General features: G+C 73.9%; 23 protein-coding genes and 6 tRNA genes. 18 read left to right on the top strand and 11 right to left on the bottom strand.

What is annotated here, in order from left to right:
• Positions 1–2 precede the first annotated feature (2 nt).
• On the bottom strand, positions 3–365 hold the full coding sequence (locus tag JAO84_RS06185) for a hypothetical protein (protein WP_370411136.1): 363 nt from the start codon (positions 363–365) through the stop codon (positions 3–5).
• A gap of 607 nt (positions 366–972) precedes the next feature.
• Here JAO84_RS06185 and JAO84_RS06180 point away from each other — a divergent pair.
• The 8 genes from JAO84_RS06180 to JAO84_RS06145 all read left to right on the top strand — a co-directional run bounded on the left by JAO84_RS06180 (position 973) and on the right by JAO84_RS06145 (position 11,718).
• Positions 973–2,034, top strand: coding sequence for a methionine ABC transporter ATP-binding protein (locus tag JAO84_RS06180; RefSeq protein WP_265865441.1), 1,062 nt, complete (start codon positions 973–975; stop codon positions 2,032–2,034).
• The gene (locus tag JAO84_RS06175) at positions 2,031–2,699 is read left to right on the top strand and encodes a methionine ABC transporter permease (RefSeq protein WP_265865440.1); all 669 of its coding nucleotides are present in this window, start codon (positions 2,031–2,033) and stop codon (positions 2,697–2,699) included. Before JAO84_RS06180 ends, JAO84_RS06175 begins: the two co-directional genes overlap by 4 nt.
• 106 nt (positions 2,700–2,805) lie before the next feature.
• Entirely contained in the window at positions 2,806–3,663 is an 858-nt protein-coding gene (locus JAO84_RS06170; RefSeq protein WP_370411133.1) for a MetQ/NlpA family ABC transporter substrate-binding protein, read from the top strand.
• Positions 3,664–3,803: 140 nt separating this feature from the next.
• Positions 3,804–4,445: a GNAT family N-acetyltransferase gene (locus JAO84_RS06165; RefSeq protein WP_265865438.1), complete on the top strand. Its 642-nt coding sequence runs from the start codon at positions 3,804–3,806 to the stop codon at positions 4,443–4,445.
• A 119-nt stretch (positions 4,446–4,564) separates the two neighbouring features.
• A complete protein-coding gene (cbiE, locus tag JAO84_RS06160) occupies positions 4,565–5,779 on the top strand; it encodes a precorrin-6y C5,15-methyltransferase (decarboxylating) subunit CbiE (protein WP_370411130.1) in 1,215 nt (404 codons plus the stop codon).
• Between the two features lie 282 nt (positions 5,780–6,061).
• Positions 6,062–9,274, top strand: a complete 3,213-nt coding sequence (gene cobT, locus JAO84_RS06155; RefSeq protein ID WP_370411128.1) for a nicotinate-nucleotide--dimethylbenzimidazole phosphoribosyltransferase — start codon at positions 6,062–6,064, stop codon at positions 9,272–9,274.
• Between the two features lie 284 nt (positions 9,275–9,558).
• Positions 9,559–10,806 (top strand): uroporphyrinogen-III C-methyltransferase, encoded by a 1,248-nt coding sequence (cobA, locus tag JAO84_RS06150; RefSeq protein ID WP_370411126.1) that lies wholly within the window; start codon positions 9,559–9,561, stop codon positions 10,804–10,806.
• A gap of 93 nt (positions 10,807–10,899) precedes the next feature.
• Positions 10,900–11,718: a TrmH family RNA methyltransferase gene (locus JAO84_RS06145; RefSeq protein WP_370411124.1), complete on the top strand. Its 819-nt coding sequence runs from the start codon at positions 10,900–10,902 to the stop codon at positions 11,716–11,718.
• Between the two features lie 293 nt (positions 11,719–12,011).
• Here JAO84_RS06145 and JAO84_RS06140 read toward each other — a convergent pair whose 3' ends face one another.
• Positions 12,012–13,241 (bottom strand): protein kinase, encoded by a 1,230-nt coding sequence (locus JAO84_RS06140; RefSeq protein ID WP_370411122.1) that lies wholly within the window; start codon positions 13,239–13,241, stop codon positions 12,012–12,014.
• A 463-nt stretch (positions 13,242–13,704) separates the two neighbouring features.
• On the opposite strand from JAO84_RS06140, the gene JAO84_RS06135 reads away from it, so the two are divergent.
• From JAO84_RS06135 to JAO84_RS06125, 3 genes are all read left to right on the top strand, one after another.
• A complete protein-coding gene (locus JAO84_RS06135) occupies positions 13,705–13,875 on the top strand; it encodes a hypothetical protein (protein WP_265865432.1) in 171 nt (56 codons plus the stop codon).
• A gap of 632 nt (positions 13,876–14,507) precedes the next feature.
• Positions 14,508–15,467 (top strand): phosphotransferase family protein, encoded by a 960-nt coding sequence (locus tag JAO84_RS06130; RefSeq protein ID WP_370411120.1) that lies wholly within the window; start codon positions 14,508–14,510, stop codon positions 15,465–15,467.
• A gap of 39 nt (positions 15,468–15,506) precedes the next feature.
• Positions 15,507–15,785 (top strand): zf-TFIIB domain-containing protein, encoded by a 279-nt coding sequence (locus JAO84_RS06125; protein WP_370411118.1) that lies wholly within the window; start codon positions 15,507–15,509, stop codon positions 15,783–15,785.
• A 107-nt stretch (positions 15,786–15,892) separates the two neighbouring features.
• Here the strand turns inward: JAO84_RS06125 and JAO84_RS06120 are convergent.
• The 5 genes from JAO84_RS06120 to JAO84_RS06100 all read right to left on the bottom strand — a co-directional run bounded on the left by JAO84_RS06120 (position 15,893) and on the right by JAO84_RS06100 (position 16,368).
• Positions 15,893–15,967: transfer RNA gene (locus JAO84_RS06120), tRNA-Val, on the bottom strand.
• A 35-nt stretch (positions 15,968–16,002) separates the two neighbouring features.
• Positions 16,003–16,074, bottom strand: a tRNA-Val gene (locus JAO84_RS06115).
• A 34-nt stretch (positions 16,075–16,108) separates the two neighbouring features.
• A tRNA-Val gene (locus JAO84_RS06110) sits at positions 16,109–16,180 on the bottom strand.
• Between the two features lies 1 nt (position 16,181).
• Positions 16,182–16,255: transfer RNA gene (locus JAO84_RS06105), tRNA-Cys, on the bottom strand.
• 40 nt (positions 16,256–16,295) lie between these two features.
• Positions 16,296–16,368, bottom strand: a tRNA-Gly gene (locus JAO84_RS06100).
• 263 nt (positions 16,369–16,631) lie between these two features.
• Here JAO84_RS06100 and JAO84_RS06095 point away from each other — a divergent pair.
• From JAO84_RS06095 to JAO84_RS06085, 3 genes are read left to right on the top strand one after another with little or no spacing between them, the layout of a single operon-like run.
• On the top strand, positions 16,632–17,684 hold the full coding sequence (locus JAO84_RS06095) for a chorismate-binding protein (protein WP_370411116.1): 1,053 nt from the start codon (positions 16,632–16,634) through the stop codon (positions 17,682–17,684).
• Positions 17,681–18,511 carry an aminotransferase class IV gene (locus JAO84_RS06090; RefSeq protein WP_370411114.1) on the top strand — a complete coding sequence of 277 codons (831 nt, stop codon included), beginning with the start codon at positions 17,681–17,683 and terminating at the stop codon, positions 18,509–18,511. The genes JAO84_RS06095 and JAO84_RS06090 overlap by 4 nt, the downstream gene beginning before the upstream one ends.
• Positions 18,512–18,571: 60 nt before the next feature.
• Positions 18,572–19,411, top strand: coding sequence for a GNAT family N-acetyltransferase (locus tag JAO84_RS06085; protein ID WP_370411112.1), 840 nt, complete (start codon positions 18,572–18,574; stop codon positions 19,409–19,411).
• 25 nt (positions 19,412–19,436) lie between these two features.
• On the opposite strand, the gene JAO84_RS06080 is transcribed toward JAO84_RS06085, so the two are convergent.
• A complete protein-coding gene (locus tag JAO84_RS06080) occupies positions 19,437–19,949 on the bottom strand; it encodes a DsbA family protein (protein ID WP_370411110.1) in 513 nt (170 codons plus the stop codon).
• A 138-nt stretch (positions 19,950–20,087) separates the two neighbouring features.
• Between JAO84_RS06080 and JAO84_RS06075 the strand changes: the two genes are divergently transcribed.
• Complete coding sequence (locus JAO84_RS06075) at positions 20,088–20,513, top strand: hypothetical protein (RefSeq protein WP_370411108.1); 426 nt, start codon at positions 20,088–20,090, stop codon at positions 20,511–20,513.
• 133 nt (positions 20,514–20,646) lie between these two features.
• Positions 20,647–20,865: a hypothetical protein gene (locus JAO84_RS06070; protein ID WP_370411106.1), complete on the top strand. Its 219-nt coding sequence runs from the start codon at positions 20,647–20,649 to the stop codon at positions 20,863–20,865.
• Positions 20,866–20,889: 24 nt separating this feature from the next.
• On the opposite strand, the gene JAO84_RS06065 is transcribed toward JAO84_RS06070, so the two are convergent.
• Entirely contained in the window at positions 20,890–21,447 is a 558-nt protein-coding gene (locus JAO84_RS06065) for a CGNR zinc finger domain-containing protein (protein WP_370411104.1), read from the bottom strand.
• A 193-nt stretch (positions 21,448–21,640) separates the two neighbouring features.
• Positions 21,641–22,054 (bottom strand): SsgA family sporulation/cell division regulator, encoded by a 414-nt coding sequence (locus JAO84_RS06060; RefSeq protein WP_015032345.1) that lies wholly within the window; start codon positions 22,052–22,054, stop codon positions 21,641–21,643.
• A 189-nt stretch (positions 22,055–22,243) separates the two neighbouring features.
• On the opposite strand from JAO84_RS06060, the gene JAO84_RS06055 reads away from it, so the two are divergent.
• Both JAO84_RS06055 and JAO84_RS06050 read left to right on the top strand, forming a co-directional pair.
• Complete coding sequence (locus tag JAO84_RS06055; RefSeq protein ID WP_370411101.1) at positions 22,244–22,732, top strand: TIGR02611 family protein; 489 nt, start codon at positions 22,244–22,246, stop codon at positions 22,730–22,732.
• A 54-nt stretch (positions 22,733–22,786) separates the two neighbouring features.
• Positions 22,787–22,858 (top strand) — tRNA-Val (locus JAO84_RS06050).
• A gap of 49 nt (positions 22,859–22,907) precedes the next feature.
• On the opposite strand, the gene JAO84_RS06045 is transcribed toward JAO84_RS06050, so the two are convergent.
• A complete protein-coding gene (locus tag JAO84_RS06045; RefSeq protein ID WP_370411099.1) occupies positions 22,908–25,319 on the bottom strand; it encodes an SCO7613 C-terminal domain-containing membrane protein in 2,412 nt (803 codons plus the stop codon).
• Between the last annotated feature and the right edge of the window lie 25 nt (positions 25,320–25,344).

The following is a 25,344-nucleotide window of genomic DNA, read 5'->3' as shown; positions in this document are numbered from 1 at the left end:
GATCAGCCCACCGTCCAGATGTCGTAGAGACGCACTTCGAGCACCGCGAGCACGACCGCGCCCGCCGCCACCGTCGTCGAGCCCCACTTGCTGCGCTCGGTCAGCGAGAGCAGTCCGGCGGCGGGCACCGCGCACAGCGCGCCGAGGAGATAGGCGATGAAGATCGTGGTGCCCTCCTCCGCGCTCTCGCCGCGCACCAGCTGCACGATGCCGACCACCAGCTGCACCAGGGCGAGGAAGGTCACCACGGCCATGCCGATGAAGTGCCAGTCCTTGGTGGGCTGGTTGCGATAGGCGGCGAAGCCGCACCAGGCGGCGAGGGCGAGCGCGGCCACCGAGACCGCGACCGTCAGGGCGTCAAGCATGCGCCCGAGGGTATTACGGCCCGAACGCCCCGATGCGCCCGGCCCCCGCGACCGCGCCCGCCCGGCCCCCGCCGTACGCATGGCGGAGCCCTGGACCGTGGCCTTGGCCACACCCCCGCCCCCGGCCGCCCCGCGGCGGACCCCCGTGCCGACCGGGTCCGTGACCGCTCCCCGCCCAGGCCACGCCCGGGGGAGCAGCGCCCGCCGCCGTCCCCGCCGCGGACCCGGTCCGTCCGCATGCCGTCTCACCGCTGTCCGCTATACGGACAGCTCCCTTCCGTTCGCACATTTGCATGCTTTACTTACCGACATGACCACGACGAGCAGCCGCACCCTTGCGACCGAGGCGAACCAGACGCCCGGTGCTCGCTGTATGTGTCGAATGTGCGCCAACTGAGGGCCCCCGCCTGAGACTCGCGCCCCGAAGCGAGCCCCACGGCCGAGCCGATCCGCCGCCCCTTCCGGCACCGGACCGAGCCCGCCCCGCGCGCACGCGCTGCCTCCCGGCCACCGCCGTGACCAGCCGCCCTGCGCCTGACTGTCCGAAATGACGAATGCCCGTGCACGGCGGACCCAGCGCCGCGCACTCGACAGTGACGGAAACCCTGTGATCACCACTTCGGGCCTGACCAAGGTCTACGAGTCGCGAGGCCGCCAGGTCACCGCTCTGGACGGCGTCGACCTCCACGTTCGCGAAGGCGAGGTCTTCGGCGTGATCGGCCAGAGCGGCGCCGGCAAGTCCTCGCTCATCCGCTGCGTCAACCTCCTGGAGCGCCCCACCTCCGGCACCGTGACCGTCGACGGCGTCGACCTCACCGCCCTCGCCGGAAAGGGCCGCCGCGCCGGCAAGGAACTGCGCCGCGCCCGCAGCAGCATCGGCATGGTCTTCCAGCACTTCAACCTGCTGTCCTCGCGCACCGTCAAGGACAACATCGAGCTGCCCCTGGAGATCCTCGGCGTCTCCGGCGCCGAACGCTCCCGCCGCGCCCTGGAACTCCTCGACCTCGTCGGCCTCGCCGACAAGGCCAAGGCCTACCCCGGCCAGCTCTCCGGCGGCCAGAAGCAGCGCGTCGGCATCGCGCGCGCCCTCGCCGGCAAGCCCAAGGTGCTGCTCTCGGACGAGGCCACCAGCGCCCTCGACCCCGAGACCACCCGCTCCATCCTCCAGCTGCTGCGCGACCTCAACCGGCAGCTCGGCCTCACCGTCCTCCTCATCACCCACGAGATGGACGTCGTCAAGACCATCTGCGACTCGGCCGCCCTCATGCAGCACGGCCGGGTCGTCGAGTCCGGCACCGTCGGCGAACTCCTCGCCACCCCCGGCTCCCAGCTCGCCGCCGAACTCTTCCCGGTCAGCGGCGCCGCCACCGGACTCGACCGCACCGTCGTGGACGTCACCTTCCACGGCGAGACCGCCGGACAGCCGGTGATCTCGCAGCTCGCCCGTACGTACAACATCGACATCTCGATCCTCGGCGCCGCCATGGACACCGTCGGCGGACGCCAGATCGGCCGCATGCGGATCGAACTCCCCGGCCGTTACGAGGAGAACGTCGTCCCGGTCGGCTTCCTGCGCGAGCAGGGCCTCCAGGTCGAGATCGTCGAACCGCAGGACGCCGGACCGGCCACCGCCGCCGCGCCCGTCCTGGTGAAGGAAGGTGCCAAGTGACCTGGTCCGAGATGCAGCCGCTGCTCGAGCAGGGCACCGTCGACACCCTCTACATGGTCCTGTGGGCCACCGTCGTCACCATCGCCGGCGGCCTCCCGCTCGGCATCCTGCTCGTCCTCACCGACAAGGGCGGACTGCTGCAGAACCGCCCGGTGAACAAGGTCGTCGGCGCGATCGTGAACGTGGGCCGCTCGCTCCCGTTCATCATCCTGCTGATCGCCCTGATCCCCTTCACCACCCTCGTCGTCGGCACCTTCATCGGCCCCACCGCGATGATCGTGCCGCTCGCCATCGGCGCCATCCCCTTCTTCGCCCGGCTCGTCGAGACCGCGATCCGCGAGGTCGACCACGGACTCGTCGAAGCCGTCCAGTCCATGGGCGGCGGCATCCCCACCATCGTCCGCAAGGTCCTGCTCCCGCAGGCCCTGCCCTCCCTGGTCTCCGCCGTCACCACCACCGTCATCGTGCTCATCGGCTACTCCGCCATGGCCGGCGCGGTCGGCGGCGAAGGACTCGGCTCCAAGGCCATCACGTACGGATACCAGCGCTTCGACACCACCTTCATGCTGGTCACCGTCGTCGTCCTGGTCGTGATCGTCACCGTCGTCCAGCTCATCGGCGACGGCGTCGTCCGCCTCCTCGCCCGCCGCGGCCGCACCGCGTGACCCGCACCGCGTAACCGCAGGGCACCCCCGACTTCGTACCCCCGAAGAACAGCCCGGACTTGTTGTCCAGGCGCAGCAACCGCACCACCGGAAAGAGGCACTCTTCGTGCGCAAGAACATCAAGCTCTCCGCCGGCATCGCCGCCACCGCCGCCCTCGCCCTCGGCCTGACCGCGTGCGGCACCTCCTCCGACCCGACCTCCACCAAGGACGCGGCCGGCTCCGCCGACAAGCCGCTCGTCGTCGCCGCGTCCCCGACGCCGCACGCCGACATCCTCAACTTCGTCAAGGACAAGCTCGCCGCCAAGGAGGGCCTGAAGCTGGAGGTGAAGGAGTTCACGGACTACGTCCTGCCGAACACCGCCACCGAGTCCGGCCAGGTCGACGCCAACTACTTCCAGCACAAGCCGTACCTCGACGACTTCAACAAGAAGAACAACACCCACATCGTCCCCGTGGTGAACGTGCACCTGGAGCCGCTCGGCCTCTACTCCAAGAAGGTCACGTCGGTGAAGGACATCAAGGCCGGCCAGACCGTCGCCGTCCCCAACGACACCACCAACGAGGGCCGCGCGCTCCACCTGCTCGCCGACAACGGGCTCATCACCCTCAAGGCGGGCGTCGGCACCGACGCCAAGCTCTCCGACATCACCGACAAGAAGGGCCTGGAGTTCAAGGAGCTGGAGGCCGCCACCGTGCCCCGCGCCCTGAACGACGTCGACGCCGCCGTCGTCAACGGCAACTACGCGATCGAGGCCAAGCTCTCCCCGGCGAAGGACGCCCTCGTCCTGGAGAAGGCGGAGGGCAACCCCTACGCCAACTTCCTCGCCGTCAAGGCCGGCAACGAGAACGACGCCCGGGTGCAGAAGCTCGTCAAGCTGCTCAACTCCCCCGAGGTGAAGAAGTACATCGAGGACACCTACAAGGGCTCCGTCGTCCCGGCCTTCGGCGCCCCCGCCAAGTAAGGCCCGCGGCACGCCCCTTGGCGCCGTCCCCGTCCCGAAGGCCCCGCCCGCCCCGTACCGGCGCGCGGGGCCTTCGGGTTCACCCCGCGCATGCGCGCGACCACCGCATGCTGCATGCTGTGCCTTCACGGTCTTCACGTATGGAGTTGCGCATGACTACGACCTTCCCGTCCATCTCCATCAGCACGGACCGGTTGGTGCTGCGCGCGTTCGAAGAGGCCGACATCCCCGCCTTCGTGGAGATGATGAACGACGAACTCGTCGTCGCCTGGACCTCCGTCCCGCACCCCTACACCCCGCGCGACGCCGAGGACTGGGTCCGCAGGATCGCTCCTGCGGAACGCACCGAGGGCCGCGGCATCGTCTTCGCCGTCACCGAGTTCCTCACCCAGCGCCTCGTCGGCATCGTCCACCTCCACAGCACCAACTGGCGCACCCGCGCCACCGAGGTCGCCTACGTCACCGCCCCCTGGGCCCGCGGCGAGGGCTACGCCACCGAATCCGTCCTCGCCGTCGCCCAATGGCTCTTCGGCGACCGCGGCTTCGAACGCCTCGAACTGCGCACCGCCGCCGACAACACCGCCTCCCAGCAGGTCGCCCAGAAGATCGGCTGCATCAGCGAAGGCGTCCTGCGCAACGCCTGGATAGCGCGCAGCCAGACCGAGACAGGCGCCTGGACCGACATCCGCACCGACCTCATCGTGTGGAGCCTCCTCCCCGAGGACCTCGACGCCGACCAGATGGCCGAGGCCGGCCTCTCCACCTACGCCGACTGGAGCTAGGGCCTGTCCGGCGGATCATGGCCGGGTCCGACCCTGATCCGTCGGACAGGCCCTGGCCCGGCCCAGGTAGGCTCGACCCGCCCCCGACCTGCACACACCCCTCAGGGAGACAGACACAGATGGCCGACCGGGTCACGGTGATCGGCTGGGACGGCTCGCCCCTCACCGCGGCGGCCCGGTCCGCGCTCGCCGCCGCCACCCTGGTGGCCGGCGCCGCCCACCACCTCGCCCTCCCGGAGGTCCCGGCCGCCGCCGAACGCATCCGCCTCGGCAGCGTCGACCTCGCCGCCCGCCGCATCGCCGGCCACCGCGGCACCGCCGTCGTCCTCGCCGACGGCGACCCCGGCTTCTTCGGCGTCGTCCGCACCCTGCGCGCCCCCGAACACGGCCTGGAGGTCGAGGTCGTACCCGCCGTCTCCAGCGTCGCCGCCGCCTTCGCCCGGGCCGGCATGCCCTGGGACGACGCCCGCGTCGTCGTCGCCCACCAGCGCACCCTGCGCCGCGCCGTCAACGTCTGCCGCGCCCACCCCAAGGTCGCCGTCCTCACCTCACCCGGCGCCGGCCCCGCCGAACTCGCCCTGCTCCTCGACGGAGTCCACCGCACCTTCGTCATCTGCGAGGAACTCGGCACGGACCGCGAACAGGTCACCGTCGTCACCTCCGACAAGGCCGCCGACCACGCCTGGCGCGACCCCAACGTCGTCCTCGTCATCGGCGGCGGCTCCACCGGCGGCTGGCTCATGGGCCACGACACCCCGGCGGTACGCGGCTGGGCCCTGCCCACCGAGGACACCGGCGGCCGCACCGGCCAGGACCCCACCCTGCGCGCCGCCCAGCTCGCCCGGCTCGGCCCCCGCGAGGGCGACCTGGTCTGGGACATCGGCTGCGCCGACGGAGCCTTCGCCGTCGACGCCGCCCGCTTCGGCGCCGCCGTCATCGCCGTCGACGCCGACCCCGCCGCCTGCGCCCGCACCGAGGCCGCCGCCCGCGCCGCCGGCCGCCACCTCCAGACCGTCACCGGCCGCGCCCCGCACGTCCTGGAGAGCCTTCCCGAACCCGATGTCGTACGCATCGGGGCCGGGGGAGTCCCGGTCGTCACCGCTGTCACCGACCGCAGGCCCGAGCGGATCGTCACCCACGCCGCCACCCGCGACGAGGCCGAGGCGATCGGCGCGGCACTGGCCGACGGCGGCTACGCCGTGGAGTGCGCGCTGCTGCAGACCGTGGGCCTCGACCCGGCCGAATGGACCGAGCGCGGGCGCTCCGTGGTCTTCCTCCTGTCCGGCAACCGGACGGATGCTCCCCGTGATCGCGGGGGTCATCGGGGAAGGTAGGCTGGCCGATTGTTGTACCGCACCCGGACGTTCGGCGTGTTGTTCGTCAATGTCCTGGACCTGGGGCCTTCTTGCCCCCTCACAGGGTGCGGGACGACGGGGGGACGGCGCGACGTGGCGCAGTCCACAGCCAAGGGTGGCGGATCCGCCTGCCAGGATGGCCGAAGGCCGCGACAATGCATGGGTGTCCGCGCGTGCTTCGTGCCGCGCGGCGCGCGAGCTCGTTCTTGTTGACGGGCGAAGGTCTGAAGGAGCACAACCGATGGGCGAGGGGTACGCAGCATGACGGACACCGGCCAGGTCCCGGCTGAGGGGCTGCCGGAGAACGCAGGCACGGGCGAGCAGCCGGGCATCCCCGCCCCGGGCGCGTACGCCTACCTGGACCCCTCCGAGAACGCAGCCGAGGACGACGAGGTACTGCTGATGCCGGGCGCCCAGGGCGCCTGGAGCGAGCTGCAGCCGGGCGTCGTGCCCGCGCCGCCGGTCACCGTGCCCGCCCCGGGCCCGGTCGTCGATCCGCTGACCGCCCCCATCGAGCAGGTCACCGCCACCCCGCCGCAGGGCGTGCCGGTGCCCCCGCAGGCCACCCCGGCGCACGGCGTACCGCACGAGCCGGTCCTCACCGACCACGGCTACGAGCCCGGCATCCTCGACACCGGCGCCCACGAGGCGGCCGGCCGCGACTCCGGCTCCGTCGACCTGAGCGGCGTCCGGATGCCCGCCCCGGCGCCCGCGCAGGCCCCGCAGCCCGCGCGCCGCCCGCTGCACATGGGCCCGCCGATGCCGGACGCCACCGGCGGCGTGGTGCGCTCCCTCGCCGACCGCGGCCCGGCCGCCGCCCCCGCCGCGCAGCCCGCGCCCGTCGCGGCCCCGGCCGCGGCCGCGGCGCCCACGCCGATGCCGGTCCGCACCCCGGGCCCGCCGACCACCGGCCCCGAGTACCTGGACGTGCCGCCGCAGGACCAGCAGACGGCCCCGCAGGGCGCCGTGCCGTGGACCGCGCAGCCCCAGGAGCCGCAGACCCCCGCCCCGGCGGAGCCGGTCGCCCCGCAGGCCGTGCAGTTCGTCCCGGTCGAGGGCTCCGTCCCGACCGCCCCGCACCTGGCCCCGACGCCCGCCCCGGAGCCGGTCCTCCCGGTCCAGGACCCGCAGCCGGAGCAGCCGCAGGCCGTGGCCGAGCCCGTCGTCGCCGAACCCGCCGTCGTGGAACCGCCGGCCGCCGAGCCGCCCGCCGCGGAGCCGGTCGCACAGGAGGCCCCGGTCCCCGCACCGCGCGAGGCCGAACCGGAGCCGCAGCCCGAGGCGCCGGTCGCGGTCGAGGCTCCCGCCGAGCCGATCATGGTCGAGCCGGTCGTGACCGAGGCCCCGGTCGTCGCCCCCGAGGAGCAGCCGGCCCCGGCCCCCGTCGAGGTCGCCGCGGAGGAGATCCCGGTCGTGGCCGAGGCGCAGCCCGAGGTCCCGATTGAGGTCGCCCCGGAACCCGTCGTCGAGGTCGCCGCGGAGCCCGAACTCCCGGCAGAGGCCGTCGTCGAGGCCGCCCCCGAGCCCCAGCCCGAGCCCGTCGCGGAGGCCCCGGCGGAGCCGGAGGCCGTACCCACCCCCGCCGCCGAGCCCGTGATCGAGCCCTCCGCAGCCCCCGAGCCGGAGGCCCAGGCCGAGGCTGGGGCCGAGGTCGAAGCGCAGGCCCAGGCCGCCCCGGAAGCAGCAGCCGAGACGGCACCCGAGACAGCAGCCGAGACGGCACCCGAGACGGCACCGGCCGGCGACCGCGCCCCCGGTTACGACGAGGCCGAGCGCGAGGCAGTCCTCCGCGTGATGCGCGAGCGCCGCGACATCCGCAACGGCTTCCGCCCCGACCCGATCCCGCACGAGGTGCTGCTCCGCGTCCTTGAGGCGGCCCACACGGCGCCTTCCGTCGGCCACTCGCAGCCCTGGGACTTCGTCGTCATCCGGTCCGCGGAGACCCGCCGGACGATGCACGAGCTGGCCCAGACCCAGCGCGACGCGTACGCCAAGTCGCTGCCCAAGGGCCGGGCGAAGCAGTTCAAGGAACTGAAGATCGAGGCCATCCTCGACACCCCGGTGAACATCGTCGTCACCGCGGACCCGACCCGCGGCGGCCGGCACACCCTCGGCCGCTACACGCAGCCGCAGATGGCCCCGTACTCCTCGGCGCTCGCCGTCGAGAACCTGTGGCTCGCCGCCCGCGCCGAGGGCCTCGGCGTCGGCTGGGTCAGCTTCTTCGACGAGCGCGAGATGGTCCGCGCCCTCGGCCTGCCCGAGCACCTCGAAGTGGTCGCGTACCTCTGCGTCGGCTACGTCGACGAGTTCCCCGAGGAGCCCGAGCTGATGCAGGCGGGCTGGTCCAAGCGCCGCCCGCTGTCCTGGGTCGTCCACGAGGAGACGTACGGCCGCCGCGCGCTGCCCGGCGAGGAGCCGCACGACCTGCTCCAGGAGACCGTCGCCAACATCCGCCCGCTGGACGCCAAGGCGCTCGGCGAGGCCTGGGAGCGCCAGAAGCGCATGACGAAGCCCGCGGGGGCGCTCGGCATGCTGGAGATCATCTCCGCGCAGCTCTGCGGCCTGTCCCGGGTCTGCCCGCCGCCGATCCCCGAGCCGGCCGCCGTCGCGATCTTCGCCGGCGACCACGGGGTGCACGCCCAGGGCGTCACCGCCTGGCCCCAGGAGGTGACCGGCCAGATGGTCGCGAACTTCCTCGGCGGCGGCGCCGTCTGCAACGCCTTCGCCAACCAGGTGGGCGCCGAGGTCTGCGTCATCGACGTCGGCGTGGCCTCCGACCTGCCCTCCACGCCCGGTCTGCTCCCGCGCAAGGTCAAGGCCGGCACCGCCGACTTCACCATCGGTCAGGCGATGACCCGCGAAGAGGCGATCGCCGCGATCGAGGTCGGCATCGAGACCGCCCGCGACCTGGTGGCGGCCGGCAACAAGGCGCTGCTCACCGGCGAGATGGGCATCGCGAACACCACCGCGTCCGCCGCGCTCATCTCGGTCTACACCGGCGTCGACCCGGTCGAGGTCACCGGCCGCGGCACCGGCATCAACGACGAGATGCACGCCCGCAAGGTGGACGTGGTCCGCCGGGCGCTCGACCTCCACAAGCCGGACCCGGCGGACCCGATCGGTGTCCTCGCGGCGATCGGCGGCCTGGAGCACGCGGCGCTCGTCGGCCTGATCCTGGGCGCGTCCTCGCTCCGTACCCCGGTCATCCTCGACGGCGTCTCCACCGGCGCGGCGGCCCTCGTCGCCCGCGCCATCGCGCCCGAATCCCTCGCGGCCTGCATCGCGGGCCACCGCAGCGCCGAGCCGGGCCACGTCGCGGCCCTCAACAAGCTGGGCCTGCGCCCCCTGGTCGACCTGGACCTCCGCCTCGGCGAGGGCACCGGCGCCCTGCTCGCCCTCCCGGTGGTCCAGAGCGCCGCTCGGGCGATGCACGAGGTGGCGACGTTCGACTCGGCGGGCGTCACCGAAAAGTAGGGAAGCGCCGCACGCCCCCACCGCCCACCCAGGGGAGTGGGGGACGTGCAGGGCACCGACGTTCGGGACGTAAAGCGTGATTTGTGGCGCGGAACAAGGACGTTCCGCACTGGTCGCACCTGACCGCGCCGTAAATCATGCAGTCCCGAATGCGGTGCCCGGAGCGTCCCGCACGCACCGACCGACGGCGCTCGGCAAGGGATGTCCATCACAGCGAGATCCCCGCAGGTCACCGATACGATTTGGTGCGCAAGCACCGCCCCTCCAGAGGAGCCGCCCGCACCATGAGCGACCACGCCGAGCACCCCGCCTACCCCGTCGGACTGCGCCTCGCCGGCCGCCGCGTCGTCGTGTTCGGCGGTGGCCAGGTGGCCCAGCGCCGGCTGCCCGCACTGATCGCGGCCGGCGCCCGGGTGACCCTGATCTCGCCCTCCGCGACCCCGTCCGTGGACGCGATGGCCGAGACCGGCGAGATCACCTGGATCAAGCGGCGCTACGAGGAAGGCGACCTCGCCGACGCCTGGTACGCCCTGGTCGCCACCACCGACCCGGCGGCGAACGCCGCCATCTCCGCCGAGGCCGAGCGCACGAAGACCTGGTGCGTCCGCTCCGACGACGCCGAGGCGGCCACCGCGTGGACCCCGGCGACGGGCGCCAGCGAGGGCGTGACGGTCGCGGTGCTCACCGGCCGCGACCCGCGCCGCTCGGCGGCCGTGCGGGACGCGATCGTCGAGGGCCTGCGGGACGGTTCGATCGCGGCTCCGGGGCAGCGCGCCCGCACCCCGTTCGTCGCGCTCGTCGGCGGCGGCCCGGGTGACCCGGACCTGATCACGGTCCGCGGCCGCCGCCTCCTCGCGGAGGCGGACGTGGTGATCGCGGACCGCCTCGGCCCGCGCGACCTGCTCTCGGAGCTGCCCCCGCACGTCGAGGTGATCGACGCGGCGAAGATCCCGTACGGCCGGTTCATGGCCCAGGAGGCCATCAACAACGCGCTGATCGAGCACGCCAAGGCCGGGAAGTCCGTCGTCCGCCTGAAGGGCGGCGACCCCTTCGTCTTCGGCCGCGGCATGGAGGAGGCCCAGGCGCTGGCCGCCGAGGGCATCGCCTGCACGGTGGTCCCGGGCATCTCCAGCTCGATCTCGGTGCCCGGCGCAGCCGGCATCCCGGTCACCCATCGCGGGGTGGCCCACGAGTTCACGGTGGTCAGCGGCCACGTGGCACCGGACGACCCGCGCTCGCTGGTCGACTGGGCGTCGCTGGCGCGGCTCACCGGAACGCTCGTCATCCTCATGGGCGTCGACAAGATCGGCAAGATCGCGGAGGCGCTGATGGCGAACGGCAAGGCGCCGGAGACCCCGCTGGCGCTGATCCAGGAGGGCACGACGGCCGCCCAGCGCCGGGTGGACGCGACGCTGGCGACGGTCGCCGAGACCGTCACGACGCAGGACGTGCGCCCGCCGGCGGTCATCGTCATCGGCGACGTGGTCCACGAGTCCCCGGCCAAGAACCCCACCGCCAAGCCCACCCACTGAGGCCCGACCGACGCCCGACCGACGCCCGACCGACGTCGGACGTCACCACCCGCACGCATTGGCACCACCCACCGGACAAGGCAGTATCACCCCGTGGCCGAACTCATCACGATCGACGACCCCGACGACCCGCGCCTGCGGGACTACACCGGACTGACCGACGTCGAGCTGCGCCGCAGACGCGAGCCGGCCGAGGGCCTGTTCATCGCCGAGGGCGAGAAGGTGATCCGCCGCGCCAAGGACGCCGGCTACGAGATGCGCTCTATGCTGCTCTCGGCCAAGTGGGTGGACGTCATGCGCGACGTCATCGACGAGCTCCCGGCTCCGGTGTACGCGGTGAGCCCGGACCTCGCCGAACGCGTGACGGGCTACCACGTGCACCGCGGCGCGCTGGCGTCGATGCAGCGCAAGCCGCTGCCGTCCGCGGCGGAGCTGCTCGCGGGCGCCCGCCGGGTGGCGGTGATGGAGGCGGTGAACGACCACACCAACATCGGCGCGATCTTCCGCAGCGCGGCCGCGCTCGGCATGGACGCGGTGCTCCTGTCGCCGGACTGCGCGGACCCGCTGTACCGCCGCTCGGTGAAGGTGTCGATGGGCGCGGTGTTCTCGGTCCCGTACGCCCGCCTGGACACCTGGCCGCGCGGTCTGGAGGCGGTACGGGTGGCGGGCTTCAAGCTCCTCGCGCTGACCCCGGCGGACCGGGCGGCGTCGATCGACGCCGCGGCCCCGCACAAGCTGGACCGGGTGGCCCTGATGCTGGGCGCGGAGGGCGAGGGCCTGTCGACGCAGGCGCTGCGCGCGGCGGACGAGTGGGTCCGGATCCCGATGGCCCACGGCGTGGACTCGCTGAACGTGGGCGCGGCGGCGGCGGTGGCCTTCTACGCGGTGACGAGCGGCCGCCCGCAGCCCTAACAGGCGGGCCGCACCTCGGGGCCACGGTCTCGGCCGCAACCCGGGCCACGGCCCGGACCGCACCCCGGGTCACAACCCCAGACCGCACCACTGGGTCACGGCCTGAGGCGCAGCCTTCGGGCCACAACCTCGGGCCACGGCCCCGGCCGCAACCCCAGGACGGCCCCGGGCCCAAGGCCCCGAGGCGCAGCCCTCGGGACACAACCCCGGGCCCCGGCCTCGGACGCACCCCCAGGCCACGCCCCCGAGGCGCAGCCCTCGGGGCGACCCACCTCGGCGACCCACCCCGGGGCTCACCCCTGCAGCGCCTGCGCGGCCGCGATCCCCAGCGCCACGATCAGCGTGACGACGACGAAGACGAACAGCCGCTGACGCAGCAGCCGCGGGTTGGCGGGCCGGCGCCCGGTGGAGGTGCCGCGGGCCCCGGTGCGGGTGCCCGGGCGCGTACCGGGCCGGGACTGACCGCCCCGCGCACCGGCACCCGTACGGGACGCGGACGGCCGGGAGGCCGAGGGGCGCGCCGCCGTGGAGGGGCGCCCGCCGGTGGGCCGGTCGGTGGCCGGCCGTTCGCCGCCCCCCTCCCCGCCGCGGTCGAGCGACCGCTCGGTGGTGCGCTCGGTGTACCGCTCCGTGGGCCGGACGGGGCTGCGCTCCTCGGCCCGCTCGCGCTGGCCGGGCGGCCGGGCGGCGGCGGGCAGCCCCTGCGCCTCCCGCGCGGCGATCTCCTTGAGCCGCATGGACAGCTGGAGGGTGCTGGGCCGCTCCTCCGGGTCCTTCGCGAGGCAGGCCCGCACCAGCGGCGCGAGCGCGTCGGGCACGCCGTGCAGCTGGGGCTCCTCGTGCACGACCCGGTAGAGCATGACCTCTGAGCTGCCGTGCCCGAAGGGGGAGTCGCCCATCGCGGCGTACGCGAGGGTGGCGCCGAGCGAGAAGACGTCGGTCGCGGCGGTGACGGGCGCACCCCGCACCTGCTCGGGCGCGAGGAAGCCGGGGGAGCCGACGGCGGTGCCGACGTGGGTGAGGGTGCTGGCGCCGGTCGCCCAGGCGATGCCGAAGTCGATGATCCGGGGGCCCTTGGGCGAGAGCAGGATGTTGGACGGCTTGAGGTCGCGGTGGACGACGCCGGCCTCGTGCACGGCGACCAGGCCCTCGGACAGGGCGGCGCCGATCGAGGCCACGTCCGCGGCCCGCAGCGGACCCTCCTCGGCGACCCGGTCGTGCAGGGAGGGGCCGGGCACGTACTGGGTGGCGAACCAGGGGCGCTCGGCCTCCAGGTCGGCGGCGACGAGCCGGGCGGTGCAGCCGCCGCGGATGCGCCGGGCGGCGGACACCTCGCGGGCGAAGCGCGAGCGGAACTCCTGGTCCTCGGCGAGGTCGGGGCGGATCACCTTGAGCGCCACGCGCTGGCCGCGCCGGTCCGAACCTAGGTACACGACCCCCATCCCGCCGGCGCCCAGCCGGCGGTGCAGCCGGAACGACCCGACGATCCGCGGGTCCTCGCGCCGGAGCCGCATCATCGCCATGTCCGTCCCCTCGTCCGTTCGACGTGGCACAGCTTACGTACCCCTGCCCCGGCCCGCTCACAGGCCGCGCCCTCAGGGCCGCATCGATTGTCAGTGCTGAGGGGGACACTTGAGACGGGGTCAGCCGTGCCACTCGCCAACACTCCCTCATATCAAGGGCGTTGACTCCGGGGCGGTGCGACACCCCGACGGCCCGGGCCGAACGTGGGGCAGGTCACACGGCCGTCCCGGAGGGGTGCCCGGGGCGTCCCCTCCGGGATGACCCCCAGTCCGGACGATCCGTCTCCACCCAGGGGAGTACGCCGTTCGGAGGCCCGTCATCCTCCGGGAGGCCCGGAAGTCGGTACGCGGGCATGACGCCCGGGGCGCGCCCGCTGCCTAGATTGGTTGTCGAGCGGCGGGTGCAGCACTCGTCCCCCGAGGTCACCGCACCCGCCGCGTCCGACACGACAGGAGAGGACCCATGGCGTACCCGGCCCCGCGGATGACCACCACCCGCCCTTCGAGCCGCCGTCACCCGCTGGTGGCGACCGCCATGGTCCTCCCTCTCGCGGCCCTGCTCGTAGTCGTCTTCGGCGGCTGGGACGCGGTGGTCACTCAGGCGTCGTCCGTGGGCGTGATGCTGGGGCGCTGAACAGCGCCCCGGACCCGGGAGAGCGGCCCGGGTCGGGGACATCCGGCCATCAGCCCCGTGGGGACGGGGGTGCGGCGGACGGCAGCGTGCGGCCGGTCAGCTGGGGAGCTGACCGGCCCTCGCGCTTCCCGGGCCCGGGGCGCCCGGCTGCTTGGCGCAGCTCATCCGCCCACCGGCACCCGGGGCCGGCACCGCGAATCACTCGTGCGTCTGGCAGCGCGGCTCCCGGCTCCCGGCGCCCGGGGGCCGGCGGCCCGGCCACGGGCAGCCTCCCGTCCGACACCCAGCGGCCTGAAGTCCGGCACTCGCCGTCCTGAATCCGCCATCCCGCTTCCGGCACTCGCCGACCGGCACCGGCCGTCCGGGGGCTGGCACATGGCGGCCTGAGGCCTGCACCCGTAGGCCCGGCGTCCGCCGTCCCGTACCCGTTGGCCCGGAGACCGGCATCCAGCTTCCGGAGGCTGGCAGACCGGTACCTGGCATCCGACACCGGCATCTGGCGGCTCGGCGCCCGGCGCCTTGAGGCTCGGCGTGCCGGCGTCCAGCACGACGCCGGACGCCCGGGCTCCGGCGGCGCGGCCGCCCGGCACCGGCCGGCCGCCACGCGACGACCGCCGCGTAGGCTCCACGCCGTGGACGACACCGCCCTGCTGCAGCTGCACACCCTCGCCCGCGCCGCCGCGCATCCCGGGGAGCCCGACGGGGCGACGTGCCCGTGCCGGGCCGGGCTGCTCGCCGATCGGGCCGACGGGACCGTCGTACGGCATGGGCGGCTCGTGCTCAAGGCGCACGGGCCCGACGGCGACCCGGCCGACCTGCGGGCGCGGATATCGGTCGCCGCGCTGCCGGACCTCGCCGAGGTGCTGCTGCCGCCGCTGCCCGGACCGCGGACACCGCACGCGGACCGGCCCCTGAGCCTGTGGCCGTACGGCAGTCCCGTCGACCCCGAGGATCCCGGCGCCGCCCCCTGGGAGGCGGCCGGCCGGCTGCTGGCCCGGCTGCACCAGGCCCCGGCGCCGCCGGGCACTCCGCCGATGCGCGCCCCGGTGAAGGCGGCCCTCGCCGTGGAGCGGATGCGGCGCGCGGCCCCGGACCATCCCGCAACGCCCGTGGTGCTGCGCGCCTGGCTCACCCTCCCCGACTTCGCCCCGGAGCCCGCCGTACCGGCGATCCTCTGCCACGGCGACTTCCACCTCGGTCAGCTCGTACGCCTCGGGGAGCCGGGTCCGGACGCCCGCTGGCGGTTGATCGACGTGGACGACCTCGGGGTCGGCGACCCGGCCTGGGACCTGGCCCGGCCCGCCGCCTGGTTCGCGGCCGGGCTGCTCGCGCCGGAGGTGTGGGCGCGCTTCCTCTCCGCGTACGAGACGGCCGGCGGCCCCGCCACCCGCAGCCCCGCCACCGGCGGCGCCGACCCTTGGGCGCGGCTCGACGTCCCGGCCCGCGCGCTCACCGTGCAGACCGCGGCGCTCGCCGTCGCCAAGTCCACCGCCGAGGGGCGCCCGCTGGACGACGTGGAGGACGTGATGATCGACACCTGCGCCCGAATCGGTTCGCTCCGAACCGAGTTGCCGCCGCCGGCGTCCCCGTAATGTGAGAGCCCCATTCGAACGGCAGGGAGTTGAGTCCGCATGCAGTGTCCCAAGTGCCACGCGGCCATGCACACGTACAACCGCAACGGCGTCCAGATTGAGCAGTGCAGCGGCTGCCGCGGCATCTTCCTGGACTACGGCGAGCTGGAGGCCCTGACCCGCCTGGAGTCCCAGTGGGTCCAGCAGGCCCCGCCGCCGCAGGCCTACCCCGCGCAGCCCGCCGCCCCGGCCTGGGGCGCCCCGCACCACGGCGGTCACCACGGTCACCACGGGCACCACGGCCACCGCGGTTTCGGCCGGATGCTGTTCTCCTCCTGAGCCGAGCCCGGTCGTGCGGCCCGGTCCCTCCGGGGGCCCGGCCCCACGCCGGACCGCTCACGGCACGACGAAGCCCCCGGTCGCTTGCGCGGCCGGGGGCTCGTGACTGGTGCGCGATACTGGGATTGAACCAGTGACCTCTTCCGTGTCAGGGAAGCGCTCTCCCGCTGAGCTAATCGCGCGGGACGACCCGAAGGTCCGGGACCCGAAGGTCCAGTGCGCGATACTGGGATTGAACCAGTGACCTCTTCCGTGTCAGGGAAGCGCTCTCCCGCTGAGCTAATCGCGCGGGGGATCCGAAGATCCGGGACCCGAAGGTCCAGTGGACGATACTGGGATTGAACCAGTGACCTCTTCCGTGTCAGGGAAGCGCTCTCCCGCTGAGCTAATCGTCCTTGGAGGTGGAGACGGGATTTGAACCCGTGTAGACGGCTTTGCAGGCCGTTGCCTCGCCTCTCGGCCACTCCACCAGGAGTGTGATTCGGGGGTTCGGGAAGATCCCCCACATCGAGCGGACGACGAGATTCGAACTCGCGACCCTCACCTTGGCAAGGTGATGCTCTACCAACTGAGCCACGTCCGCTTGTCGTTTCCGTTCCGCTTGCGCGTCCCGGCGACGTGTTGAACTCTAGCGGATTCCTGGGCCAGTACAAAAACGCGTTTCCGCAGCGTGCTGACCTGCGGCCCCGCGAGGGCGTCCGGGAGCGTTCGTACGGCGTTCACTCCACGTGTCCCCGAGGTGGCTCCCAGCGCCCCCTCCCACCCGTCCCACCCCACGCGCCCCTCCTTCCCCGGAGTCCTTCCACGGCCCCGGCCGCTTCCCTCCCGCGGACCTAGACTCGCTCTGTGCACCCCCTCGCTCCTCTGGCCCGCTTCGGCGGCCTCCTCGCCACCGACCTCCGGGACGTCACCCACGACCCCGAGGCCCTGGACTCCTCCGGTTTCTGGGCGGTCGTCGCGGACTTCGAGGGCCGGCTGACCTGCGCGCGTTTCGGCGACGTGCGGCCCGATCCCGTCCCCGCGCCCGTCCCGGGCGCCTGGCGCGGACCGGCGGCCGGCGACTGGACGTCCTCGCTCGACCGCGCCGCGTACACCGCGGGCGTGCGCCGCGTGCGCGAACACATCGCGCGCGGCGAGGTCTACCAGGCGAACCTCTGCCGGGTGATGTCCGCGCCGCTGCCCGATCCGGCCGCCGCCGACGTCGACGCGCTCACCGCGCTCCTCGCGCGCGGCAACCCCGCCCCGTACGCCGGCACGGTCCGGCTGCCCGCGCACGGCGTGGAGATCGCCACCGCCTCGCCCGAGCTCTATCTGCGGCGCACCGGCCCCGTCGTCGAGTCCGGCCCCATCAAGGGCACCGGCCGGACCGCCGACGACCTCCTGGAGAAGGACCACGCCGAGAACGTGATGATCGTGGACCTGGTCCGCAACGACCTCGGCCGGGTCTGCGCCACCGGCTCCGTCACCGTGCCCGAGCTGTGCGCGGTCGAGCCGCACCCGGGTCTGGTCCATCTGGTCTCCACCGTCCGCGGCGAACTGCGCGACGGCGCGGGCTGGCCCGAGCTGCTCGCCGCCACCTTCCCGCCCGGCTCCGTGACCGGCGCCCCCAAGTCCAGCGCCCTGCGGATCATCGAGGCCCTGGAGACCGTCCCGCGCGGCCCCTACTGCGGCGGCATCGGCTGGGTCGACGCCGACCGGCGCACCGCCGAGCTGGCCGTCGGCATCCGCACCTTCTGGATCGACCGGGCCGAGGGCGTGCTGCGCTTCGGCACCGGCGCCGGCATCACCTGGGGCTCCGACCCCGAGCGCGAATGGGCCGAGACCGAGCTCAAGGCCGCCCGCCTGGTCGCGATAGCGTCGGGCGCGTACGAGGCGACTGGAAAGGCCATATCTCGATGAAACTGTGGGTCAACGGCGCGCTGCACGACGCCGAGAGCGCGCGGGTCTCGGTCCTCGACCACGGGCTGACCGTCGGCGACGGCATCTTCGAGACGGTCAAGGCCGAGCGCGGCGAAACGTTCGCCCTCACCCTCCACCTGGAGCGGCTGACCCGCTCCGCCCGCGGCCTCGGCCTGCCCGATCCCGACCTCGACGAGGTACGTCGCGCGGTCGCCGCCGTCCTCGCCGCCAACCCGATGGAGCTCGGCCGGCTGCGCATCACGTACACCGGCGGGCTCTCCCCGCTCGGCTCCGAGCGCGGGGACGCCGGCCCCGGTCTGGTCGTGGCCCTCGGCGAGACCCGCCGCCGCCCGGACACCACCGCCGTGATCACGGTGCCCTGGACCCGTAACGAGCGCGGCGCGCTGACCGGCCTCAAGACCACCTCGTACGCCGAGAACGTCGTCGCGCTCGCCCGCGCGCACGAGCGGGGCGCCTCCGAGGCGCTCTTCGCCAACACCGTGGGGCGGCTCTGCGAGGGCACCGGCTCCAATGTCTTCGTCGTGGTCGACGGCCGGATCCTCACCCCGCCGGTGTCCTCCGGCTGCCTCGCGGGCATCACCCGCGCCCTGGCCGCCGAGTGGACCGGCGCGGAGGAGACCGACCTGCCGCTGGACGTCCTGGAGAGCGCCGACGAGATCTTCCTGACCTCGACCCTGCGCGACGTGCAGGCCGTGCACCGGGTGGACGACCGGGAGCTTGCCGGGACGCCGGGGCCGGTCACGGCCAAGGCGATGCGGATCTTCGAGGAGCGGGCGGCCCGGGACCGGGACCCGAAGATCGGCTGAGACCGGATCCCGGCCGAAATCCGGATGACGGGTGGGCGCGGCGCGGGTAGAACACCCGTGATGACCACCACCCTGCGGCCGTCCGAGCCGCTCCAGCAGTCTGCCGACGGCAGCCGTTCCCGCAGCTACGACATCTGCGTGAACAGCCGCCGGGTCGGCTCCGTCCGGCTCTCCACGGACCCCGCCTTCGGCGCGGCCTCGGGCGTGATCGACAGCCTCGGGGTCCACCAGCCGGACCGTGGGCGCGGCCGGGCCACGGTCGCGGCGCTCGCGGCCGAGGAGGTGCTGCGGAGCTGGGGCTGCGTCCAGGTGCGGATATCGGTGCCCGCGGAGGCGGCGGCCGCGCTCCGGATGGCGGACTCTCTCGGCTACGCCGAGCGAAGCCGGAACATGGTCAAGGCAGTGCCGGCCGAGCCGCCCGCGCTGCCGGAGGGCGTCGAGGTCCGGCCGATGACCGAGGCCGAGTTCGTGGTGTGGGCGGCGCGGTCCAAGGAGGTCTTCGCGCAGGACTGGATCGACCGGGGCGTCCCCGAGGACCAGGCCCGCGCCAAGGCCGAGGACAGTCACCGGAGGTATCTCCCGGACGGCCTGGCCTCGCCCGGCGTCGCCTTCCACGTGATCGTGAAGGACGGGCGGCCGGCCGGCCATCTGTGGACGGGCCGGATCGAACTCGAACCGGGGCGGTGGGCGGCTTTCGTGTACGACATCGAGGTCGACGAGGCGCACCGCGGGCGCGGCTACGGCCGGGCGCTGATGCTGCTCGCCGAGCGGGTCGCGCGGGAGGCCGGGGAGACCCGGATCGGACTGCACGTCTTCGCGGGCAACACCCCGGCGATCCGGCTCTACGAGTCGCTGGGCTACCGCACGACCTTCGTGAACAGCGCGAAGGAACTGCGCTGACGATCTCCCCGGCAGAGGGATGGGGTCAGGCGCCGAGGAGGCGGTCGGCGATCTCCGTGATGCGCTCGCGCAGACCGTCCTGGCTCTGGCCGCCGTCGAGACGCTCGCCGCCGATGACGTACGTGGGGGTGCCGGTGACCTTGATCGCCTTGCCCTCGGCCTCGTCGGCGTCGACCGTCAGGAGGTGCCGGCCGTCGATCAGTGCGGTGTCGAACTCCTCGGCGTCCAGGCCGAGTTCGCCCGCCACCTCCAGGAGGACCGGCTCGCCGCGGTCGGCCAGCTCGGCGGTCCGGGCGAGGAGGGCCTCGGCGTAGGGCCAGCCCTGTCCCTGGGCGAAGGCCTCCTCGGCGGCCTGGGCGGCGGCGTACGCGTGCTTGTGCTTGGGCAGCGGGAAGTGGCGCAGCAGCACGTCGAGGCGGTCGCCGTACGCGGCGCGCAGGGCGCGGACGTCGTCGAGGGCCTGGAAGCAGTCGGGGCACTGCAGGTCGAACCAGGCCTCCAGGACGACCGGGGAGGCGGGGGTGGTGGACTCACTCATGGGAAGAGTCTCCCATCCGGCCCTCCCTGGGGGACGACCCGGAGATCCCCCTGATCCCTGGGCCTGGGCATGGCCCGGCGGGGTAGGTGCGGTGCAGGATGGAAGGGACGTATCACCCGGACCGACCAGGAGGATCGCATGCTTGCCGAGACCGTTTGCTCCGCGGTGGCCGCGGCGGGCCTGGGCATCGCCGCGATCACGGCCTGGCGGAGGAAGTTCCTGACCGCCACCCGGATCGCCGCCTATGCGCTGGTGCCGCTGGGCCTGGTGATGACGGGCGCGATCGACTGGCTCTTCGAGGCCCTGACGTTCAACCTGACCGTGTGGGCCGGCTTCGGCGTGCTGGGGCTGTCCTGGCTGCTGTTCATGAGCTCGCGCGCGGTCGAGCGGCGCAGGGCCGGGAAGGCGGCGACCGGGGGAGAGACCCCGTCGGCCGTGGCGCCCGCCGCGTCGGCGCCGTCGCTGGGGGCCGGGCGCTCCGCTCCGGCCGCGAAGCAGCAGGCGAAGCCGGCGGACGAGGACTTCAGCGACATCGAGGCGATTCTGAAGAAGCACGGAATATGACCGGGATCGGACCGCGGTCCGACCGGTTCTGATCCTTCTCGGTCCCGTGGTCCACGGGATGGGGTGAACACGGCCCTGCGCGGGGTGTGTTGCGTGATCTTCGGGACCGGGCGTGCTGCATCATCCCCCCGAGATGCTCGATACCTCGGGGGACACCGCCCCCGCACCCGTTCCCGCCGCCGTGACCGGCCGCGCACGCGTTCCCGCCCCCGGCGCGGCGCCGTCCGTGCCGGTCGCCGAGGAGCCGCGCGGCTGTCTGTTCGCGCTGTCCCAGCCGCCGCTGATGATCTTCCTGGCGGTGATCGGCGCGCTGCTGCTCATGGCCGCCGTGCACGACCTGTTCCTGCTGTGAGGGCGCCGGTGCCCGGGGGCGGGATCAGCCTGCGGCTTCCTTGCGGCGGGCCCGGTAGGCGGCGACGTGCAGGCGGTTGCCGCAGGTGCGGCTGTCGCAGTAGCGGCGGGAGCGGTTGCGGGAGAGGTCGACGAAGGCCCGGCCGCAGTCCGGCGCCTCGCAGCGGCGCAGCCGCTCCTGCTCGCCCGCGACGACGATGAAGGCCAGCGCCATGCCGCAGTCCGCGCCCAGGTGGTCGGCGACCGAGGCGCCCGGCGCGAAGTAGTGGACGTGCCAGTCGTAGCCGTCGTGGTCGGTCAGCTGCGGTGTGGTGCCGGCGGCCGCGACCAGCTGGTTGATCAGGGTGGCGGCGATCCGGGCGTCGGGGGCGGAGAAGACCGCCGTGAAGCGGTCGCGCACCTCGCGCACCGCGCGCAGGTCGGCCGCGCCGAGCTGGCCGACGTCACTGATCTTGTGGGCGTGCACGAAGGACTGCAGCGCCTCGATGTCTCCGAGCGCGTCGTCGCGGTCACCCTCCGGGGCGGTGTTCATCAGATCGACGACGGTGTCGAGGGCGATCCGGGTGTCGTGGGGGATCAGCACGATTCGCTCCCTGGCCGGCTGCGGGCGGGTGCCCGCGGAATTGCGCTGAACTCTAGCGCGGACCCGGAAACGGGCATCGGCGCCCCGCACCGCGCCGGCTGCGCGGTGTGGAGCGCCGATGAGGGAGTGCACGGTTGTCCGCGCGGCGCCGTCTCCCCGAGTCGGACGGCGCCGTGCGGCTGTAGGCCTGGCCTCAGCTGTCGGCCAGGATGTGGGAGAGCTCCGTGTCGAGGTCGAAGTGGCGGTGCTCGGTGCCCGGTGGCACGGCAGCGTCGGTCCGCTTGAGGAACGACTCCAGGGCCCTCGCCGGGGCCTCGAGCAGGGCTTCGCCCTCGGGGGAACTCAGGGCGATGCAGACGACTCCCTGACCGTGGCTGCGTGACGGCCAGACCCGGACGTCGCCCGTGCCGGTGGGCCGGTGCAGCCCCTCGGCGAGAAGGTCGCGGGCGAAGACCCACTCGACCGTCTCCTCGGCTCCGGTGTGGAAGGTGGCGTGCACGGCATACGGATCGGCCGTGTCATACCGCAGGCCCGCGGGTACAGGCAGTGAGGACTCGCTCGACACAACGAGGCGCAGGTGCAGCTCGCAGCTGACCGTGGTGTTCATAAGCGCCAGGGCCTTTCGCTCAGTGTGCGCTCGGGGATTCGCACGTCGGCGAAATCGACATGCCACCTACGGTGCCGTTGTAAACCCCTCTGTCTGTTTTGTGATCGTTCAGGTAGCTCGTATGGGCGCGTGTAACTTTGGGTAATACCTCCAATTCGACACACGGGGACGGTCCGGTAAGTTGGGGTCATGAATGCGGAGAGTGACGAGCGCACCGGGGAGTCCGCGGCCGACGGGGACAAGAGTGCGCAGCAGGGGAACGCGACGCCGGACACGCCGGATAGCGCGGCCGGGGACACCGAGGGCGCGCCGCTCGGCTCGCGGGCGCCGGAGTTCATCAAGGCCCGCCGGACCCTGCACCTGAGCTGGCAGGTCGGCGTCTTCGTCGTCGGCCTCGCCGTCGTCGGCGCCGGCATCGTGATGCTGCCGCTGCCGGGCCCCGGCTGGCTGGTGATCTTCGCCGGCATGGCGATCTGGGCGACCGAGTTCGTCTGGGCCCAGCTGGTGCTGCGCTGGACCAAGCGGAAGGTCACCGAGGCCGCCCAGCGCGCCCTCGACCCCAAGGTCCGGCGCCGGAACATCATCCTCACCAGCATCGGCCTGGTGATCATCGGCGTGCTGCTGGGCATCTACCTGTGGAAGTTCGGCCTCGTCATGCCGTGGAAGATCGACGAGTGACCCGGAAGCGGTTCGGAACCACCGCTGACATGCGGTAATGTTTGCGGTGCACCCGGGCGATTAGCTCAGCGGGAGAGCACTTCGTTCACACCGAAGGGGTCACTGGTTCGATCCCAGTATCGCCCACCCGGACCGAAGGCCCGGAGACGGAATCCGTCTCCGGGCCTTCGGCGTCTCACCGCATCCTGCCCAGCCGCTCCCGCAGCCGGCGCGCGTCGCGCAGCCGCTGCTCGTACGTGGCGCCCACCGCGAGCAGCAGCAGACCGGCCAGGGCCGGCGGCAGCCAGCGCGGCAGCGCGCCCACCGCCTGCACCACGTATGGCGCGAGCTCGTGCAGCCCGACCAGGGCGAGCACCGAGCCGCCGAGCAGCAGCGGCGCCTGCAGCCGGAACCGCGCGCCGAGCAGCGTCACCGCCAGCGACCCGAGCCCGAGCAGCAGCGGACGCGTCCCGTGCGGGTCGGCCCAGGCCGCGAAGAGACTCGGCACCAGAGTGGCCGCGAGCCCCGGCCCGTACGCCGTCCACGAGGACGCCTCCGGGTCCCGGCGCCGCCGCAGCACGCCCACCACCAGAGCGGGCACCGTCACCGGCAGCGTGTACGCCTCCGGGGTCGTGACCTCCCACACCGTGAGCCGCACCCAGGTCGCGAGCAGGAACAGCACCGCCGCCACCCATGAGGCCACCGGGCGGCGCTCCGGCCGTACCGCCGTCGCCGCCGCGACCACCCCGCCGAGCGCCAGCGCCAGCGCGAGCAGCGCCGGGCGGTCGAGCGTCAGGCCGAGCCCGAAGAGACCCACCGCCGCGCCCGTGGCCTCCACCGCCACGGACTCCGGACGCCGGCGCAGCCAGGCCCCCAGACCGGCCGTCCCGGCCGGCACCACGAGCAGCAGCAGACCCGTCACCGGCTCCGACAGACCCCCGGCCGCCGCCCCGGCCCCCACCAGGCCCGCCACCGCCAGGACGCCCGCACAGGCCGCCACCGTCCGCCGGACCCCGCCGCCGAGCAACGCGACCGCGCCGAACAGCGCCGCCAGCACGCCGAGCACCGCGAACGTCGCCGCCCGGGAGTCCAGCGCCGGGGCCACCGCCGCGAGCCCCGAGGCCAGGCCGCACCCGAACCCGAGCCAGGCAAGGACCTCCGCCGAACCGTCGAGCCCGCGCGCCACCGGCGCCGGGCGCACCGCCACCACGAGGGCCGCGGCCGTCGCGCCGAGGAGGACGGCGAGCGAGGCCCCGTACGACAGGCCGAACGCCACCGGCAGACCGACCAGCAGCGCCCAGCCCAGGACGAGAGCCGCCCCACGCGTCCACAGACGCGGCACCACCACCAGTGCGGCGGTCACCATGAGCAGCACCAGCGAGGCCGTCGCCGGGTAGTCGGTCAGCGTCCGCTCCGGGTGTGCGCCCGACCAGATCTCCGTCGAGCGGACCCGCGGGTCGAGCAGACCGAAGACGGCGGGCGGCAGCGCCCACAGCGTCGCGAGGCCGAGGACCCCCGCGCCCGCCCACGCCAGACCGTCCCGGAGTCCCGGCAGCTTCACCGGCTCCGTCCGCGGGCCCGCCCACGGCCCCCGGTGCCAGGCAGTGGCGCCCGCGAGGACCAGCGCGCACAGCGCGTACGCCGGGACGATCCACGCCTCCGGCACCCCGGCACGCAGCAGACCGCCGGCCGCGGCGATCCCCGCCAGACCGGCCACCACGGCGGAGGCGAGCGCCGACGGCGCGTGGCGCACCGCGAGGAACAGCAGCACGGCGGCGCAGGCCAGCAGCAGCGGCAGCGCCTCCAGCGGCGAGGTGAGCGAGAGACCCAGGCCGGCAAGCAGCGCCCAGCCGCCCAGACCCGCCGCACCCACTCCGGCGGTCACCCGCACCGGCAGAGCCTTGACCCACACCACCGCCGCCACGTCCAGCGCGGCCGTGCCGAGCGCCGCCCACGCGAACGCGGTCAGCGCGCCGTCCGCCGCCAGAACCCCCAGCGTCAGCGGCAGTTGGGCCGCCACCACGGCGGCCGGGAGCGGGGTGCGCAGACGGGACAGGGCGGAGCCGTACGCCGCCCAGGCGCCGGCCAGGATCGCCGAGGCCGCCGCCGTGTAGCCGAGACCGCCGGTCTCCGGCAGGGCCACGCGGTGCAGGGCGTACGCGTCGAGGACCGTCAGGACCAGACCGAGCACCGCGACCGACTCCGCCGTGGACACCAGACCGCGGCGCAGCAGCACCACCGGCGCGAACAGGGCCGCCGAGGTCACCACCGCGAGCACCGCGGACCGGCCGCCAATGCCCATCGTGCCCCAGCTGACCAGCGTGAACACGAGCGCGGCCACGGTCAGCAGCATGCCGCCGAGGGTCAGCAGCACGTTCTGCGTGCTGCGCGGGGTCGCCTCGGGCGCCGGCCAGGGCCGCGGGGCCGCCGCCGCGGGCAGAGCCGGCGGCACGGGCGGCACCGGCGGCACCGGCGCGGCCCGCTGCGCGTCCAGGACCCGCACCAGCCAGTCCCGGCGCAGCAGCAACTGCGCCCGGTGGGCGTCGAGTCGGGCCAGTTCGCGGTCGACGAGCGCGAGCTCTTCCGCGGGAGGCAGGGAGGTGTTCATAGCCGGAGTGTGGCGCCGGACACAG

Source organism: Streptomyces fradiae (genome assembly GCF_041270065.1).
Lineage (GTDB): Bacteria > Actinomycetota > Actinomycetes > Streptomycetales > Streptomycetaceae > Streptomyces.
This window is presented reverse-complemented; position numbering and strand designations above follow the sequence as displayed.